This window comes from Pseudomonas sp. C 49-2 (assembly GCF_003970195.1).
Taxonomy (GTDB): domain Bacteria; phylum Pseudomonadota; class Gammaproteobacteria; order Pseudomonadales; family Pseudomonadaceae; genus Aquipseudomonas; species Aquipseudomonas canadensis.
The window spans coordinates 106,455-121,545 of sequence record NZ_RXYG01000012.1 but is presented as its reverse complement, the minus strand read 5'-3'; the positions used below and the strand labels follow the sequence as shown (position 1 = coordinate 121,545).

Sequence of the window (15,091 nt, the reverse complement as noted above, 5' to 3'; positions counted from 1 at the left end):
CTGAAACATTTCGAATAAACTTCGCGAAATTGCCGCTCTCTTTCAAGGACACGTATTTTGACAAACGCCTGTACCGCTGGCCTGGACGTGGGTTTTGCCTCCCTGGACTACCTGCAAATCTTCATCCTGGGCGTGATCCAGGGCATTACCGAGCTGCTGCCGGTGTCGTCCACCGCCCATATGCGCGTAGTACCCGCCCTACTCGGCTGGCAGGACCCCGGTTCAGCATTCTCCGCGGCGATGCAGTTGGCGGCGCTGGCGGCAGTGGTCAGTTACTTCTGGCGAGATGTGCGCCAGGTGACCACCGGCAGCATCGACGCCGTGCGCAGAGGTGACTACAACGATCGCTGGTTCAAGCTGGCGGTGGCGATTGTGCTGGCGACCATCCCCATCGGCATCGCTGGCCTGGCGCTGTCTTCGACCCTGAACGCCTGCAACTCGCCGTTGCGCGGGTTGATGGTGATCGGTATTTCCTGCGTGGTCATGGCCGTGCTGCTGGCGGTGGCCGAAGTGCGCGCGCGGCACACCCGCGAGGTGAGCGAGATGCGCCTGCGGGATGCGTTGATCGTGGGCATTGCGCAGATTGGTGCGCTGATTCCAGGGGTTTCGCGTTCCGGTTCTACGTTGACCGCCGCGCTGTTCCTCAACTTCAAGCGTGAGGAAGCCGCGCGGTTCTCCTTCCTGCTCGGCTTGCCCGCCATCGCCCTCGCCGGCTTGAAGGAACTGTGGGTGCTGCTGCACGCCGACATGCCCGCCCATGCCTGGCCGCATTTGCTGTTCGGCCTGGTGGTCGCGAGCATCTCGGCGTTTTTTGCGATCTGGGGCCTGATGAAGTTCCTGGAACGGTTCTCCACCTGGCCGTTCGTGATCTATCGCGCGTTGCTGGGGATCTTCCTGATTGTGGCGGTCAGTACCGGGTTGCTGGCTTAAGCCTGTGGCTCACGCTCGGCCAGCTCTTCCAGCAGATCGGCCGAAGGCACGAAAAACAGGCCGCCGGTGACCGCCGTGCTGAAATCCAGCAGGCGGTCATAGTTGCCGACCGGACGGCCGACGAACATGTTTTCCAGCATCAATTCCAGAGGCTCCGGCGAACGCGCATAGCCGATAAAGTAGGTGCCGAACTCACCGGCACCGGGGCGGCCGAAAGGCATGTTGTCGCGCAGGATCTTTACTTCATCGCCGTTCTTGTCGGTGATGACTGTCAGCGCACTGTGGGAATTGCTTGGTTTGGTCTCTTCGTCCAATTCAATATCCGACAGCTTGGTCCGCCCGATCACCTTCTCCTGGGCCTCCACCGTCAAGCCGTTCCAGGCTGTCATGTTGTGCAGGTACTTCTGCACCAGCACGTAACTGCCGCCGCGAAATTCGCTGTCCTCATCACCGACAATGGTGAACCCTTCGGCCTTGCGCCCCACCGGGTTCTCGGTGCCGTCGACAAAGCCGATGATGCTGCGCATGTCGAAATAGCGGAAACCCTGGACCTCATCCACCACCTTGACGCTGTCGCCCAGGGCCGCCATCACGTGGGTGGCCAATTCGAAACACAAGTCCATCTGTTCGGCGCGGATATGCAGCAGGATATCCCCCGGTGTAGACACGGCTTTGCGCCCTTCTACGCCGAATTCACGAAACGGATGCAGTGACGCCGGGCGCGGTGCGCCGAACAGCCGGTCCCACGCGTCCGAGCCAAACCCGCAGACGCAGGTCAGATTGCCCGCCGGCACGCGCTTGCCCACCGAACGCACCAACCCGGCGATGTCCGCGCACCAGCCACGCACCGTGTCTTCACTGCCGGGGGCAACGGTCGCAACCATGAAAATCGCGCTGCTGGTGATGGGATGGCAGACGGACTGCGGCTCAAGGGGCGGCTGAACGGAGGATGGTGTCATGGAGAAAGTCCAGGCTAAAGGGCGAAATTCAACCCGCGCAGATTAGCAGATCATGCCTGACAGCTCTCCCACACGTCGCGAATCAGCGCCTGCATCTTCAGCGCTTCGGCCCAGCGATCGCTGATTTCGCGGCCGTCCGCACCGGTAATCGCATAGGGCGGCGGCCCCAGTTCGCAGGTAAAGGACAGGCTCTGTGACATGTCGGGCCGGGCCAGCCAGTCTTCGATCCCGTAGCGCCACCACTGGGTAAAACGCTGTACCCAGGCTTGGTGTTGGGGGAAGTCCAGGGAGACCTGCACCTGTTCGCTGCTGGCGACACGGCCGTGGAACCCCCAGCTGTGGCGCAAAATCGTGCGGATATGGTCGTCGTCTTCAGGCGCGCCGGGCTCGGGCAGTTCACGCCCGACCACGTAGTGGAACAGGTCGGCCAGCAGCTTCAAATCCGGCATTTGCGCCAGCAGGTCGAGGGTGAACAACAGGTCGTTGGTGAGGCGATAACGGTGGGTTTCCAGCAACACCGGAAAGTCCACCTGCTCGGCCAGGCGTTGCCAGCCTTCGACCAATCGGGCCGCCTCGGATTGAGTGCGCGGGCGTACGTCGGCTTGCAGGGTGAGGTGGTGGCAGCCATAGCGGCTGATCACATCCAGCGCCGCGGCCAGGTCATCCACCGATTGCGGGAACAATTGGCCCTCGATCTGCAAGCCTCTTGAGCTAGCCGCCGCGTGCAAACGCGCGACGTCGGCAGGCTGCCAGTAATGATCGGTAATGCCGTCAAAACCGGCGGCCTTGATGCGGTCGAGTTGGGCATCGAGCGAACCGGGCTCGGTTTGCATGGCCCACAGGGATTGGAACACCAGGAATTGACGCATATCAGCCTCGCAGCAAGTATTTGAGGGACAGCTCGGGGTCGGCCAGGCTGGCGGGGGCCAGTGACAGGCGTGCGCTGATCAGGCGTTCGCACAGCTTGATGTCCTTGGCCACGCTGTTGCCCGGCGCCCAGCCGCAGGCACCGTGCAAGCGCTGATCGGCATCCAGGTAGAACAGCAGCACGCCACCGCTCGCCAATGGGCGGCTGACCGTCAGGGGTGTCATCACACCCACGGTCTGCAAGCCCCAGTCGTACTGGTCGGACCAGAAACCTGGGAGTGCCTCGAACGGCACGTCGCGACCGAGCAGGTTCAGCGCCGCATGCCGCCCCTGGGCCTCGGCGTTGCGCCAGGTTTCCTGGCGCTGGTATTCGCCACCCAGGCGAAACTCGCACACGTCACCGGCGGCATAAATGCCCGGCGCGCTGGTGCGCAGGTGGCTATCGACGCGAATGCCCTGCCCCACTTCCAACCCCGCCGCTGCGGCCAATTCGGTATTGGGTTGCATGCCGATGCCAACCACCACCAAGTCGCAGGGCAAGCGTTGCCCGTCGACCAGCCACACGGCATCGGCCTGGATGGATTCCAAGGCCACATTCAAGCGCACGTCGACCCCGTGCTGACGATGCAGCGCCAGCAGCGCCTCGCTGATGACCGGTGGCAACACCCGCCCCGCCAGGCGCGGGCCGGCTTCGAGCAGTGTCACCTCGCAGCCCAGGCCACGTGCCGTCGCTGCCACTTCCAGGCCGATAAAGCCACCACCGACCACCACCAGCCGCGTACCTGCCTTCAGCGCACTGCGCAGGGCCAGCGCCTCATCATGGGTGCGCAGGTAAAGCACATGGGCCTGCTCCTGGGGCAAGCGGCGCGCCCGGCCGCCAGTGGCCAGCAACAGGCCCGCGTACGGCAGCCACTGGCCGTCGGCGAGTTGCAGGCGATGCTGCTGCGGCTGCAACTGCGTCACCGGGTTACCGGCGATATGCTCGATGCCCAGCTCGGCAAGCCGCGCGCTGTCGCACAGGCTGCAGCCAGCCAGGTCCGCCGTGCCCTGCAACACGCCCTTGGACAACGGCGGTCGCTCATAGGGCAAGTGCACTTCATCACCAATCAGGATCAGGCGCCCGGCATAACCTTCTTCGCGCAAGGTCAGCGCCGCGCGGCCACCGGCATGGCCGGCGCCGACGATGATCAGGGGGGCGTTCATCATCACGCCGTGACGGCGAGCAATACTCGCCCCGCTTCGACCCGCACCGGGTAGGTCTTGAGGTTGACGCACACCGGCGCGCCGAGGGCCTTGCCCGTACGATAATCGAAACGCCCGTTGTGCTTGGGGCACTCGATCACATGGTCCATCACCAGGCCGTCGGCCAGGTGGATTTTCTCGTGCGTGCACAGGCCGGCAGTGGCGAAGAATTCATTCTCGGCCGAGCGATACACCGCGTAGGTGTGCGGGCCGTGGTCGAAGCGCAGTACGTCTTCCTCGTCTATTTCGCCCACGGCGCAGACGTCGATCCATTGATCGTTCATGGTGTTTTCTCTTGTTCTAGGGGGGAACTCAGCCAGCAGCTGTTTCTGCATGCAGCGGGGCATGGGCAGCCGGTTCGGCTTTAGTGTGGATCGGGCGCTGGATGAAGTAGGTCGGATCGCTGCGCTGCTTCCAGATCGTCGGCAAGATTTCCTTGTACGCCTCGAACAGGTTGGCGTACGGCGGCGGGCAGTCGCTGCGGATCTCTTCGTGCAGTTGCGCCAGGGCGTGGTACGGCACCATCGGGTACATGTGGTGTTCGAGGTGGTAGTTCATGTCCATGTAGATAAAGCGCAGCACGCGGTTCATGTAGATGGTGCGGCAGTTGCTGCGGTGGTCCAGCACGTCTTCCGCCAGGCCGACGTGCTGGGTAAGGCCGAAGATATAGCCGAGCCAGGCACCGTAGAGGCTCGGCAGACCAATCAGCATCAGCGGCAGCCAGCTGTGCAGGTACAACGCGGTGCCAATCACCACCGCATAAATACCGACCCAGATCCGTGCCGCGCGAAACACCTTGGGCCATTCGGATTCGGGGATGAAGTCGGCTTCCTGGGCGCTCATCTTGCCAATGGCATGCCGCGCCACACCGCTGAAGGTTTTCCAGGCCAGGGGCAGGTTGAACAGGCTCAAGAACATCATCAAAAAGCTTGGCGGACGCGGCTCGACGATCTCCGGGTCGCGGCCGACCACGATGGTGTCGGTGTGGTGACGGGCATGGCTCCAGCGCCATACGTGGGGTTCGAAGATGCACATGAAGCTGGCGACCTGATACAGCCCGTCGTTCATCCAGCGGGTCTTGAACGCGGTGCCATGACCTGTTTCGTGCCAACGCGGATTGGATGCAGTGCCGTAGAGCACGCCATAGGCGAGGAAGAACGGCACACAGGCCCAGGTGCCCCAGAACCAGTAGCCGCCAAAGCCGGTGACCAACAGTGCGATCACCCAGAGGGCGGTGTCGAGCAAGGCCGGGCCGTCGCGGCGCTGCATCAGTTCTTTCATGCGTTTGCGCGAGATGGGCGACTGGTACCAACTGGCCGAGACCAGGCCCTTTTCAGCCGCGCGGGCGGCTTCGGGGCCGGTGAGGCTGTAATCGCGCCGGGCGGTGTGAGCGGTGTGTTCAGGCATTGTTATTGTTCTCCGCAAGCGGGTGGTTTCAAGTGCTGTGTGAAACCCACCTTAGAGAACGAATCTTTCACCCTCAATGCCTTGAATCCATTCCCTATCAAGCTATCATCCAGGCCCAGCGGGGCTTGATAGTTTTCTATCAAGACGCTCAAAGGGGCCTGTCATGAACAACAATAAACGCCCAACCATCGCCACCGTCGCCGCCCAGGCGGGGCTCAGCGTGGCCACCGTCGACCGCGTGTTGAACGCACGTGCGCCGGTCAATCCCGAGACCGCCGAGCAGGTGTTCCAGGCGGCCGAAGCCGTGGGGTATTTCGCGGCGCGGTTGATCGGTCAGCGCATTCGCGAACGCCGGCCGACCTATCGTTTCGGCATCCTGTTGCTGGCCACCGCCCAGGCGTTCTATGCCAGCCTGGCGCAAGCCATCAACGCCGCCGCCGAACAGCATGGCGCTGCCAACCTGACGTGCCAGTTCGAGTACATCGTCGATCGCACGCCCAGCGCCATTGTCGCGCAGATCGAACAACTGGCCGTGCAATGCGATGGCCTCGCGGTGGTCAGCTTTGCCCATCCGCTGATCAACGCCTGCCTCAAGCAGATCCGCGAAGCCGGTGTGCCCGTGGTTGCCCTGCTCTCGGATATCCACGAACAGGCCGAAGAACCCTACGTCGGCCAGGACAACCATGTGGTCGGCCGCACCATGGGCTGGCTGCTCGCCCGCACCTGCGGCGCTCGCAAAGGCAGCGTGGGCATCCTGCTCGGCGGCCACCGTTTCCTCGGCCACCAGGCACGGGTCGAAGGCTTGCACAGCTACCTGGCCGAGCACGCGCCAGGGCTCAAACCGTTGGAACCGTTGATCAACCTGGACAACTGCGACATCACCGAAGAAGCCACCCTCGACCTGATCAGCCGCCACAGCGACCTGCGCGGATTATGCGTGGTGGGCGGCGGCGGCGACGGCATCATCAGCGCCTTGGCGCAGCTGCCCAAGCGGCCGGCGTTGTGTTGCATCCTGCAGGAGTCGACCGTGCTGTCACGTCAGGCACTGGGCCAGGGGTTGATCGATGTGGTGATGGATTCGCAACCGGGGCAGACGGCGACGGCGTTGGTGCGGTTGATGGTGGAGTTGCAGAGTGCAGAGGGGTTCGATCCGGTGCGGCAGCGGGTGTATGTGCCACCGCAGATTGTGACGTCGGAGAACATGGGTAACTGAAACATCGCTCCTACAAAGGCTTGCGAAAATCCGCAATACTCAAGCCGAACCGACTCATCTTGTTGTACAGCCCACCCCGCGACACGTTGAGCTGCCGCGCAGCCAGACGGATGTTACCGCCGGTGCTGTTGAGCGCGGCGACGATGGCGTGCATTTCGTGGCTGCTCAGGTCCTGGGCGGGCGGCGCTTCGTGGGCGCGCAGCGGGGTGCGTTGGCGGCTTTCCAGCGGCAGATCCACCGGTTCGATCAGCTCTCCCATCGCCAGGTTGGTCGCCCGTTCGATGCTGTTTTCCAGCTCGCGCACGTTGCCCGGCCAGCCGTAGGCCGACAGCAGCGCCATCGCCTCCGGCGAAAAGCCCTGCACCGATTTACGCAACGAGCGCGCGCAGCGGGCGAGAAAATGCCGCGCCAGCAGCGCAATGTCTTCACGGCGCATGCGCAGCGGTGGCACGGTCAGGTTCAGCACGTTGAGGCGGTAGTAGAGGTCTTCACGAAACGCGCCTTCCGCGACCGCCTGGCTGAGGTTGCGGTGGGTGGCGGCGATGATGCGCACGTTCACTTGCCGCGAGCTTTTCGCGCCCACGCGGGTGATTTCACCCTCCTGCAACACCCGCAGCAGGCTGACCTGGGCATCGAAGGACATGTCGCCAATCTCATCGAGAAAGATGGTGCCGCCATCCGCCAGTTCGAACTTGCCCGCCGAGCCGCCACGGCTGGCACCGGTGAACGCGCCTTCGACGTGGCCGAACAGCTCGCTTTGCACCAGGTCTCGTGGAATCGCGCCGCAGTTGACCGCCACAAACGGGCCGTTGCAGCGCTCGCTGCCATTGTGGATGGCCTGGGCGAACAGCTCCTTGCCGGTGCCGCTTTCGCCAAGGATCAGGGTGGTGGAATCGCTGCGGCTGGCGATGCGCCCCAGGTGCAGCGCGTCCTGGATCGCTCGCGAGCTGCCCTGGATGGTGTCGAAGGTGTAGCTGGCCTGGGTGCCGATGATGCGTCGGGTGATTTCGCGAATGCGGCGGTTCTCGCGCAGTGACACGATCACACCGCCCTGCTCCAGCGGGCACACCGAGACCAGGCAGGCGAGTTGGCTGCGGTTGTGCAGGAGGAAGGTGCAGTCGAGGTCGCGTACGGGTGCGCCAAGGGCCTCACTCAGTTCGCTACGGCCCAGTTGCTGGAACGGCTGCCCGATCAGCTCCAGCCCAACGCCAAACAGCTGCCGGGCATAGCGGTTGAGCGCCTTGATACAGCCGCGTTCGTCCAGCACCACCAGGCCTTCGTTGAGCACTTCGAGGACAGTCTGCTGTTCTTCCAACAGCCCTTGCAGGGCCATCTGCCGCGATACCGCGTCGGCTGCGGCCTGCACCGTGCCGAGGGTATGGAAGTGAAACCAGCCGGGCTCGGCGGTCAGCGTCAGCATGGCCACGGTCTGGCCCTGGGCATTCTTGATCGGCGCGGCGGCGCAATGCATACGGCGCTGGCGCAGGCCGATGCCGAAGTTCTCCTCAGCCAGCACGTATACCAGGTGATCCTCGGCCAGCGCCAGGCCGGTGCAGTTGGTGCCTTGCACCGATTCCAGCAGGCGACTGCCCACCGGAGTGATGTCCAGCCCACAGAAATACAGGGTGGTACCGTCGGCATCGGTGAGGTTGATATGGCCGCGCGGGTTGTAGGCCAGCAAGCCATGCATGACCTGCGCAGCCGCCTCGATCAGCACGCGGTGGGTGGCCTGGGTGGCGGCCAGCGTGTCGGCGCCAACGAAGCGGTACGTATTGTCGGCCGGGTCGATACCGGCCTGGACGCTGCGTCGCCAAGAATCCCAGATCACTTGGCGCACGTGCGTCGGGCGGTCGACCTGGCCGGCCAGGCAGTCGCGCCAGGCCTGTTCCAGTGCGGCAACCGGGCCATCATTCAGCGCCGCAGGCCCCAGGGCCGTGAGGTAGTCGAGGTCTTGCACGCTGAACGCCATGCTCATTGGGCGGTATCCATGTTCATGTTTTTGACATGTCAGTATAGGCATGTCATCAAAATGAACACTTTTTTGTTTATAGATAATTATTAATCGTTATTTATCAACACGTTAAAAAATGGCACAAGCCTTGCTCTGACCCCTTTGCCATCAGGAGCGCCCTGAGGCCAATAACAACAAGGGGTTATTTCATGAGTACACAGAACATCCGCCTGGGCTTGATCGGTGCCGGCCGCATGGGCAGCTTCCACGGCCTGACCGCCGCGCGGCATATCCCCGGTGCCAGCCTGGCAGCGATTGCCGACCCGACGCCAGGTCAGGCCGCCCGCCTCGCCGCTGAACTGGGCGTGAGCAAGGTCTACACCGACCCGCAGCAGTTGCTCGACGACCCGGAGATCGACGGCGTGCTGATCGCCGCCCCCGCCCGCAGCCACGCAGAGCTGGTGATCAGCGCCGCCCGCGCCGGCAAGGGCATCTTCTGCGAAAAACCCATGGCCATCACCCTCGATGAAGCCGACCGCGCTATCGCTGCTGCGGCCGATGCGCGAGTGCCGCTGCAAGTCGGGTTCAACCGGCGTTTCGCCAAGAGCTTTCGCACCGCGCACCTCGACGTCGCCGCCGGCCGCGTCGGCACCCCGCAGTTGCTGCGCTCGCTGACCCGCGACCCAGCACTGAACAACCCGGCCAAGTCGCCGCAATGGGTGATCTTCCTGGAAACTCTGATCCACGACTTCGACACCCTGCGCTACCTCAACCCTGGCGCCGAGGCGGTGCAGGTCTACGTGATGGCCGACGCATTGATCGCGCCCGAATACAAAAGCAAAGGCTTCCTCGACACCGCCGTGGTCGCGATCCGCTTCGACAACGGCGCCATCGCCACCGCCGAGGCCAACTTCCAGGCTGTGTATGGCTACGACGTGCGCGGCGAAGTGTTCGGCAGCGCCGGCATGCTGAGCATGGGCAGCCTCAACGATTCCGACCTGGTGCGCTACCTGGCCCAGGGCATCCAGGCCGACACCCAGCGCCTGGACACCGACCTGTTGCGCGACGCCTATATCGCCGAGCTCAACCACTTCGTCGACTGCCTGCGCAGCGGCGCCAAGCCCCTGGCCAGCGGCGAAGACGCGCGTGCGGCATTGGCGATTGCCCGCGCCTGCATCGAGTCATTCGAAACCGGCAAGGCGGTGGCCGTATGAGCCCCTTCAAGCTGGCTGTCAGCGCGGAGATGGTGTTTCTCGACCTGCCCTTTGTCGAGCGCGTACAGCGCATTCATGCGCTGGGCTTCAGTGCCGAAATCTGGAACTGGACAGACAAGGACATCGCCGCCCTGGTCGCTACCGGCGCCGACTTCACCTCCATGACCGGCTACATCAGCGGTACCCTCACCGACCCCGGCGGTATCCGCCAACTGCTCGACAGCGCCCGCGAATCCTTAGGGGTCGCCGAACGACTGAATTGCCCCAGCCTCAACCTGCACGGCACCGGCCTGGGTGACGGCGGCCTGCCCGTACAACCGGTGAGCCAGACCACCGGACGCATGTGGCTGAGCGCATGCAAGACCCTGGAAAAAATCGCCCGCTTGGGGGAAGACGCCGGCCGTGTGTTCCTGCTGGAAAACCTCAATACGGAAGTTGACCACCCTGGCACCCCCTTCGCCCGCGCCGACGATACCCTGGCGCTGATCGAGGCCGTGGGCAGCCCGTACCTGAAGATGAATTTGGACCTGTACCACGCGCAGATCGGCGAAGGAAATTTGATCGAACTGATTCAGCGCGCCGGCAGCGCCATCGGTGAAATCCAAGTGGCCGATGTACCAGGTCGCAAGGAGCCTGGCACCGGTGAAATCCACTACCCGGCCATTGCCAAGGCCTTGCACGCCATAGGCTACAGCGGCGTGGTCGGCCTGGAAGGCTGGGCCAGCGGCGACAGCGAGCTGGCCCTGGAGCGTTTCCGCCAGGCGTTCACCCTATAACAATAAAAGGATCACCCTTATGAATCGCTATTCGTTGTTTGCTGCCACCTTGTTGCTGCTGTTCAGCCAATGGACCTTGGCGGCTTATCGCATCGGCGTGAGCATTGCCCGGGTCGACGACAACTTCATGACCTACGTGCGCACCGGCCTGGAAGCGGCCGCCAAGCAGCAGGATGTGCAGATCCAGTTCGAAGACGCCCAGGGGGACGTAGTGCGCCAGCTTAATCAGGTCGAGGGCTTCCTCAACCAGAAGGTCGACGCGGTGATCGTACTGCCGGTGGACACCGCCGCCACCGCCAACATGACCCGTGCTGCCGTGGCGGCCAAGACGCCGCTGGTGTACGTCAACCGTCACCCGGACGAACGCACCCTGCCCAAGGGCGTGGTCACCGTGGCCTCCAACGACATCGAGGCCGGGCAGTTGCAGATGCGCTACCTGGCGGAAAAACTCGGCGGCAAGGGCAATGTGGCGATCATCATGGGCGACCTTGCGCAGAACGCCACCCATGACCGCACCGAGGGCGCCAAACAGGTGCTCAAGGACTTTCCCGGTATCAAGGTGGTCGAGCAGCAAAGCGCCGAATGGCAACGCAGCAAGGGCATGGACCTGACCAGCAACTGGCTGCTGGCGGGCACGCAGTTCGATGCCATCGTGGCCAACAACGATGAAATGGCGATTGGCGCGGCCATGGCTTTGCAGCAGGCGGGAAAAACCAAGGGTGAAGTGGCGATTGTGGGTATCGATGGCTTGCCCGATGGGCTGGCAGCGATCAAGCGGGGGTTGCTGACGGCGTCGGTATTCCAGGACCCGAAAGCCCAGGCGACCCAGGCAGTGCAGGCAGCGGTGCGGATGATCAAGGGCGAGGCAATTGAGCCGGATGTGTGGGTGCCGTTTGAACTGATCAAGCCGGAGCAGGTGGCGGTGTTTGAGCAGCGCTACAAGTAGAGTGAAATACACAAATCCAAATGTGGGAGCGGGCTTGCTCGCGATTGCGGTGGATCAGCCAATGAACCTGTTGACTGACACTGCGCATTCGCGAGCAAGCCCGCTCCCACATTTCTTACCGCGTCAGGCCTTTAGTCCAGGTCGCTGGCGTTATGCCGCTCGGCCAATTGCTCATGGGGCTCACCGGACACCCGATTCACCCGCCGGCCGCGCTGCACCGCCGGCCGCGCTTCGATCGCGTCTGCCCAGCGCAACACGTGCTTGTACTCATGCACCGACAGGAACTCCGCCGCGCCATACAAACGGCCTTTGACCAGCCCGCCATACCACGGCCAAATCGCAATATCGGCGATGGTGTACTCATCACCGGCGATGTATTCGCTTACTGCCAGGCGCTGGTCGAGCACGTCTAGCTGACGCTTGGTTTCCATGGCGAAGCGGTTGATCGCGTACTCCATCTTGCTCGGCGCATAGGCATAAAAATGCCCGAAACCACCGCCCAGATACGGCGCGCTGCCCATCTGCCAGAACAGCCACGACAGGCATTCGGCACGGGCCGCAGGCTCGGAGGGGAAGAACGCACCGAACTTCTCGGCCAGGTACTGCAGGATCGCCCCCGACTCGAATACGCGAATCGGCGTGGCGCCGCTGCGATCCAACAGCGCCGGGATCTTGGAGTTCGGATTCACCCCCACAAAGCCGCTGCCGAACTGGTCGCCGTCGCCGATCTTGATCAGCCAGGCGTCATATTCCGCACCGCTGTGACCCAGCGCCAGCAACTCCTCCAGCAGGATCGTGACTTTCTGGCCATTAGGCGTGGCCAGGGAATACAGCTGCAGCGGGTGCTTGCCTACCGGCAGTTCCTTGTCATGGGTCGCGCCGGCAATCGGGCGATTGATGCTGGCGAAGGTGCCGCCATTTTCGGTGTCCCAGGTCCACACTTTCGGGGGTACGTAATCGGTCATGCTGACGGCTCCAGAGGCGTTTGCGATCGGCGAAGCGCTCCAGACTAAACCAAAGGTTGATGGCTCGTCACACAGTGAATGCCACCGCCCCCCGCTGCAGTTGATCCAGCTGCTTTCGGTCATGATACCGGTGCCCAGGCCGTCAACCTCAATCCCGCCGCCCTCGCCCACCCGTTCGCTGCGGATAGGCCGGGCGCCGGTTTCCTCGGCGATCTGGGCCGCCAGCAGCGCATCCTCGTCGTGCTGCTGCTTGTTGGGGATTAGTTTGGTCAGCCAGTTGCTGCCCCACCTGGACACCTAGCTCACAGGTGCAGCGCCACGCCCATGCCTGCCTCGGTGCGTGGCACTTGTACCCGCAGCGCAATCAACAAGGCAGCCAACAGCATCAGTACACCCGCGCCCAGAAACACCCCGCTGATGCCACTGAGACTGAACATCGCGCCTCCTCCGGCCGCGCCCGCTGCAATGGCGGACTGCACCGAAGCCACGACCATGCCACCGGCACTCTCAGCCTGGTCCGGCACGGCGCGGGCCACCCAGTTCGACCACGCCACGGGCACCCCGCCAAAGGCCATGCCCCACAGCGCCAGCAGCAATGCCTGGCCTGGGAGAGAGACTGGCAGCAACACCAGGGCCAGCGCCGCGACGCCCACTAATACCGGCATCAGCACCAAGGTCCCACGTGGATAACGCACCAGCATCCAACCGGCCAGCAGCGTGCCGACGAAGTTGGCTGCGCCGAACCCCAGCAGCATCAACGCCAACCCTTCTGTCCCCACCCCCGTGGTGCTTTCCAGGAAGGGTCGGATGTAGGTGAACAGCGCAAAGTGCCCGGTGTGAACCAGCACGCAGCCAAACATGCCGATGGCGATGCCCGGACGCAGCAGCACATCCAGTACCGTGCGCAAGCGTGCAGTCCCCGAGGGCGCCAGGCGGGGCAGCGTGAACAGTTGGAACGCCAGCGTCACTGCACCGACGGCGGCGGCGGCAACGAACGCACTGCGCCAGCCATACAGACCACCGAGGTAGCTGCCCAGCGGCACAGCGACCACCGTGCCCACCGCAATACCACTGAAGATGATCGACAGCGCGCGGGGCAGCAGCGCCGCTGGCACCAGGCGCATCGCCACGGCGGCCGCCATGCTCCAGAAACCGCCCAGGGCGACGCCCAGCAGGATGCGCATCAGCAGCAATACCGCCAGGCTTGAAGAGAACGCCACCAACAGGTTTGACGCAATCATCAGCAGGGAGAAACCCAGTAGCACCACGCGTCGGTCGATCCCACGCGTGAGGCCGGGCACCAGCAGCCCGGCAAACAACGCCACCACTGCCGTCACCGTCACGGCTTGGCCGGCCAGCGCCTCGGACACTCCCAGGTCCATCGCCATTGGCGTCAACAAGCTTGCCGGCAGGTATTCCGCCGTCAACAAGCCGAATACCCCCATGGCCAGGGAAAACACCGCCATCCAGGCGGGCGCATCGGGCTCAACTTGGGCAGAGTGAGCGGCTTGGGCTACACAATCATTCATCACACGACATCCTCGGGAAATTAGCGCGACGGCCAGTCTAGGTTCGCCCATCCGGATGATCTATGATGCAGACCCTTAAGTTTTTGACCAAAACCCCGAACATGACAACAGTGGCCCCTTTCAATCAGTCCTCCGACCTTATCGACGAGCTGCTGCGCGGCATGCGCCTGAGCGGCGTGCAGTACCGACGCATCCAGGCCGGACCAAGCTTCGGCATGGGCTTTGAGGCCAAACCCGGACACGCCTACTTCCACTTCCTGGCCGCAGGGACGGCCACCCTGCGAACCGACGACGGCGGCCTGTTTGAGTTGTCAGCGGGCAATGCGGTGTTCATCTCCCACGGCGGCGCCCATGCGCTGTCCTCCGATGCGGACAGGCCTGTGCAGGACATCGATGGCTTTGGCGCGACCGCGTTGGGCGATACCGTCTGCGCCGTGGATGCGTCCCCCGATACGCCCCCCTGCACCTTGCTGTTCAGCGCCTGCATGGCGTTCGAACTCGGCAGTCTCCAGGGGCTCGGCAGTCTGATGCCGGCCTTGATGCTGATCGATGCCCAGGGCCAGCGGTACCCCGGCCTGATGCCGATCCTGGCGGTGATGGAACGTGAAGTGTCCGCTGCTCGCATCGGCTACTCCGGCATCCTCGCGCGCCTGGCTGATGTGGTCGCCGCCATGATCGTGCGGGGCTGGGTGGAATGTGCCTGCGGTAATGCATCGGGATTGGTGGCGGCGCTACGCGACACGCGACTGGCCGGTGCCCTGCTCGTCCTGCATCAGGACCCGGGGCGCGATTGGAGCGTGGCCGAATTGGCGGCGCATTGTCATGCTTCCCGTTCGGTGTTCGCCGAGCGCTTCCAGGCCACCCTGGGCATCCCGCCCCTGCGCTACGTGACGGAGTTGCGCATGCGCCTGGCCAGCCAATGGCTGACCCTGGAGCGATTGCCTATCGAAGAAGTGGCGCTGCGCCTGGGCTATACCTCCCAGGCAGCGTTCAGTCGTGCGTTCAAGCGTATTACCGGCCATCCGCCGGGGGCCAGCCGCCAGCGCAGCCGGAGCCCGGCATGAACGAGCGCCTCGAAGATATCCTGGCCGA

Annotated in this window: 14 protein-coding genes and 1 pseudogene; 6 read left to right on the top strand and 9 right to left on the bottom strand. The window is 63.6% G+C overall.

What is annotated here, in order from left to right; translation table 11 throughout:
• Positions 1 to 57 precede the first annotated feature (57 nt).
• Positions 58 to 930 carry an undecaprenyl-diphosphate phosphatase gene (locus EJ576_RS22845; protein ID WP_126571186.1) on the top strand — a complete coding sequence of 291 codons (873 nt, stop codon included), beginning with the start codon at positions 58 to 60 and terminating at the stop codon, positions 928 to 930.
• Here the strand turns inward: EJ576_RS22845 and EJ576_RS22840 are convergent.
• Genes EJ576_RS22840 through EJ576_RS22820 form a run of 5 tightly spaced genes read right to left on the bottom strand, consistent with a single transcriptional unit; the run spans position 927 to position 5,405 of the window.
• Positions 927 to 1,889 carry a Dyp-type peroxidase gene (locus EJ576_RS22840; protein ID WP_126571185.1) on the bottom strand — a complete coding sequence of 321 codons (963 nt, stop codon included), beginning with the start codon at positions 1,887 to 1,889 and terminating at the stop codon, positions 927 to 929. The genes EJ576_RS22845 and EJ576_RS22840 overlap by 4 nt on opposite strands.
• A gap of 50 nt (positions 1,890 to 1,939) precedes the next feature.
• Complete coding sequence (locus EJ576_RS22835) at positions 1,940 to 2,758, bottom strand: sugar phosphate isomerase/epimerase (protein WP_126571184.1); 819 nt, start codon at positions 2,756 to 2,758, stop codon at positions 1,940 to 1,942.
• Between the two features lies 1 nt (position 2,759).
• Positions 2,760 to 3,959 (bottom strand): NAD(P)/FAD-dependent oxidoreductase, encoded by a 1,200-nt coding sequence (locus tag EJ576_RS22830; RefSeq protein WP_126571183.1) that lies wholly within the window; start codon positions 3,957 to 3,959, stop codon positions 2,760 to 2,762.
• Positions 3,960 to 3,961: 2 nt separating this feature from the next.
• Entirely contained in the window at positions 3,962 to 4,282 is a 321-nt protein-coding gene (locus EJ576_RS22825) for a MocE family 2Fe-2S type ferredoxin (RefSeq protein ID WP_058426960.1), read from the bottom strand.
• A gap of 28 nt (positions 4,283 to 4,310) precedes the next feature.
• Entirely contained in the window at positions 4,311 to 5,405 is a 1,095-nt protein-coding gene (locus EJ576_RS22820; protein WP_122724519.1) for a fatty acid desaturase family protein, read from the bottom strand.
• 163 nt (positions 5,406 to 5,568) lie between these two features.
• On the opposite strand from EJ576_RS22820, the gene EJ576_RS22815 reads away from it, so the two are divergent.
• Positions 5,569 to 6,618: a LacI family DNA-binding transcriptional regulator gene (locus tag EJ576_RS22815; RefSeq protein WP_126571182.1), complete on the top strand. Its 1,050-nt coding sequence runs from the start codon at positions 5,569 to 5,571 to the stop codon at positions 6,616 to 6,618.
• A 10-nt stretch (positions 6,619 to 6,628) separates the two neighbouring features.
• On the opposite strand, the gene EJ576_RS22810 is transcribed toward EJ576_RS22815, so the two are convergent.
• Positions 6,629 to 8,593 carry a sigma-54-dependent Fis family transcriptional regulator gene (locus EJ576_RS22810; protein WP_126571181.1) on the bottom strand — a complete coding sequence of 655 codons (1,965 nt, stop codon included), beginning with the start codon at positions 8,591 to 8,593 and terminating at the stop codon, positions 6,629 to 6,631.
• Between the two features lie 185 nt (positions 8,594 to 8,778).
• Between EJ576_RS22810 and EJ576_RS22805 the strand changes: the two genes are divergently transcribed.
• The 3 genes from EJ576_RS22805 to EJ576_RS22795 are packed head-to-tail and all read left to right on the top strand — an operon-like array spanning position 8,779 to position 11,505.
• A complete protein-coding gene (locus tag EJ576_RS22805) occupies positions 8,779 to 9,783 on the top strand; it encodes a Gfo/Idh/MocA family oxidoreductase (RefSeq protein ID WP_126571180.1) in 1,005 nt (334 codons plus the stop codon).
• Positions 9,780 to 10,559, top strand: a complete 780-nt coding sequence (locus EJ576_RS22800; protein ID WP_122724513.1) for a TIM barrel protein — start codon at positions 9,780 to 9,782, stop codon at positions 10,557 to 10,559. Before EJ576_RS22805 ends, EJ576_RS22800 begins: the two co-directional genes overlap by 4 nt.
• Positions 10,560 to 10,578: 19 nt before the next feature.
• Entirely contained in the window at positions 10,579 to 11,505 is a 927-nt protein-coding gene (locus tag EJ576_RS22795; protein ID WP_126571179.1) for a sugar ABC transporter substrate-binding protein, read from the top strand.
• Positions 11,506 to 11,636: 131 nt separating this feature from the next.
• Here EJ576_RS22795 and yghU read toward each other — a convergent pair whose 3' ends face one another.
• The 3 genes and pseudogenes from yghU to EJ576_RS22780 form a co-directional block, all read right to left on the bottom strand.
• A complete protein-coding gene (gene yghU / locus EJ576_RS22790; RefSeq protein ID WP_126571208.1) occupies positions 11,637 to 12,470 on the bottom strand; it encodes a glutathione-dependent disulfide-bond oxidoreductase in 834 nt (277 codons plus the stop codon).
• A gap of 99 nt (positions 12,471 to 12,569) precedes the next feature.
• Positions 12,570 to 12,767 (bottom strand): annotated as a pseudogene (locus EJ576_RS22785) (agmatine deiminase family protein); the annotation flags it as partial.
• A gap of 5 nt (positions 12,768 to 12,772) precedes the next feature.
• On the bottom strand, positions 12,773 to 13,999 hold the full coding sequence (locus EJ576_RS22780; RefSeq protein WP_028619732.1) for an MFS transporter: 1,227 nt from the start codon (positions 13,997 to 13,999) through the stop codon (positions 12,773 to 12,775).
• Between the two features lie 62 nt (positions 14,000 to 14,061).
• Here EJ576_RS22780 and EJ576_RS22775 point away from each other — a divergent pair, with 62 nt between their 5' ends.
• On the top strand, positions 14,062 to 15,063 hold the full coding sequence (locus tag EJ576_RS22775) for a cupin domain-containing protein (RefSeq protein ID WP_370468629.1): 1,002 nt from the start codon (positions 14,062 to 14,064) through the stop codon (positions 15,061 to 15,063).
• Positions 15,064 to 15,091: the final 28 nt, after the last annotated feature.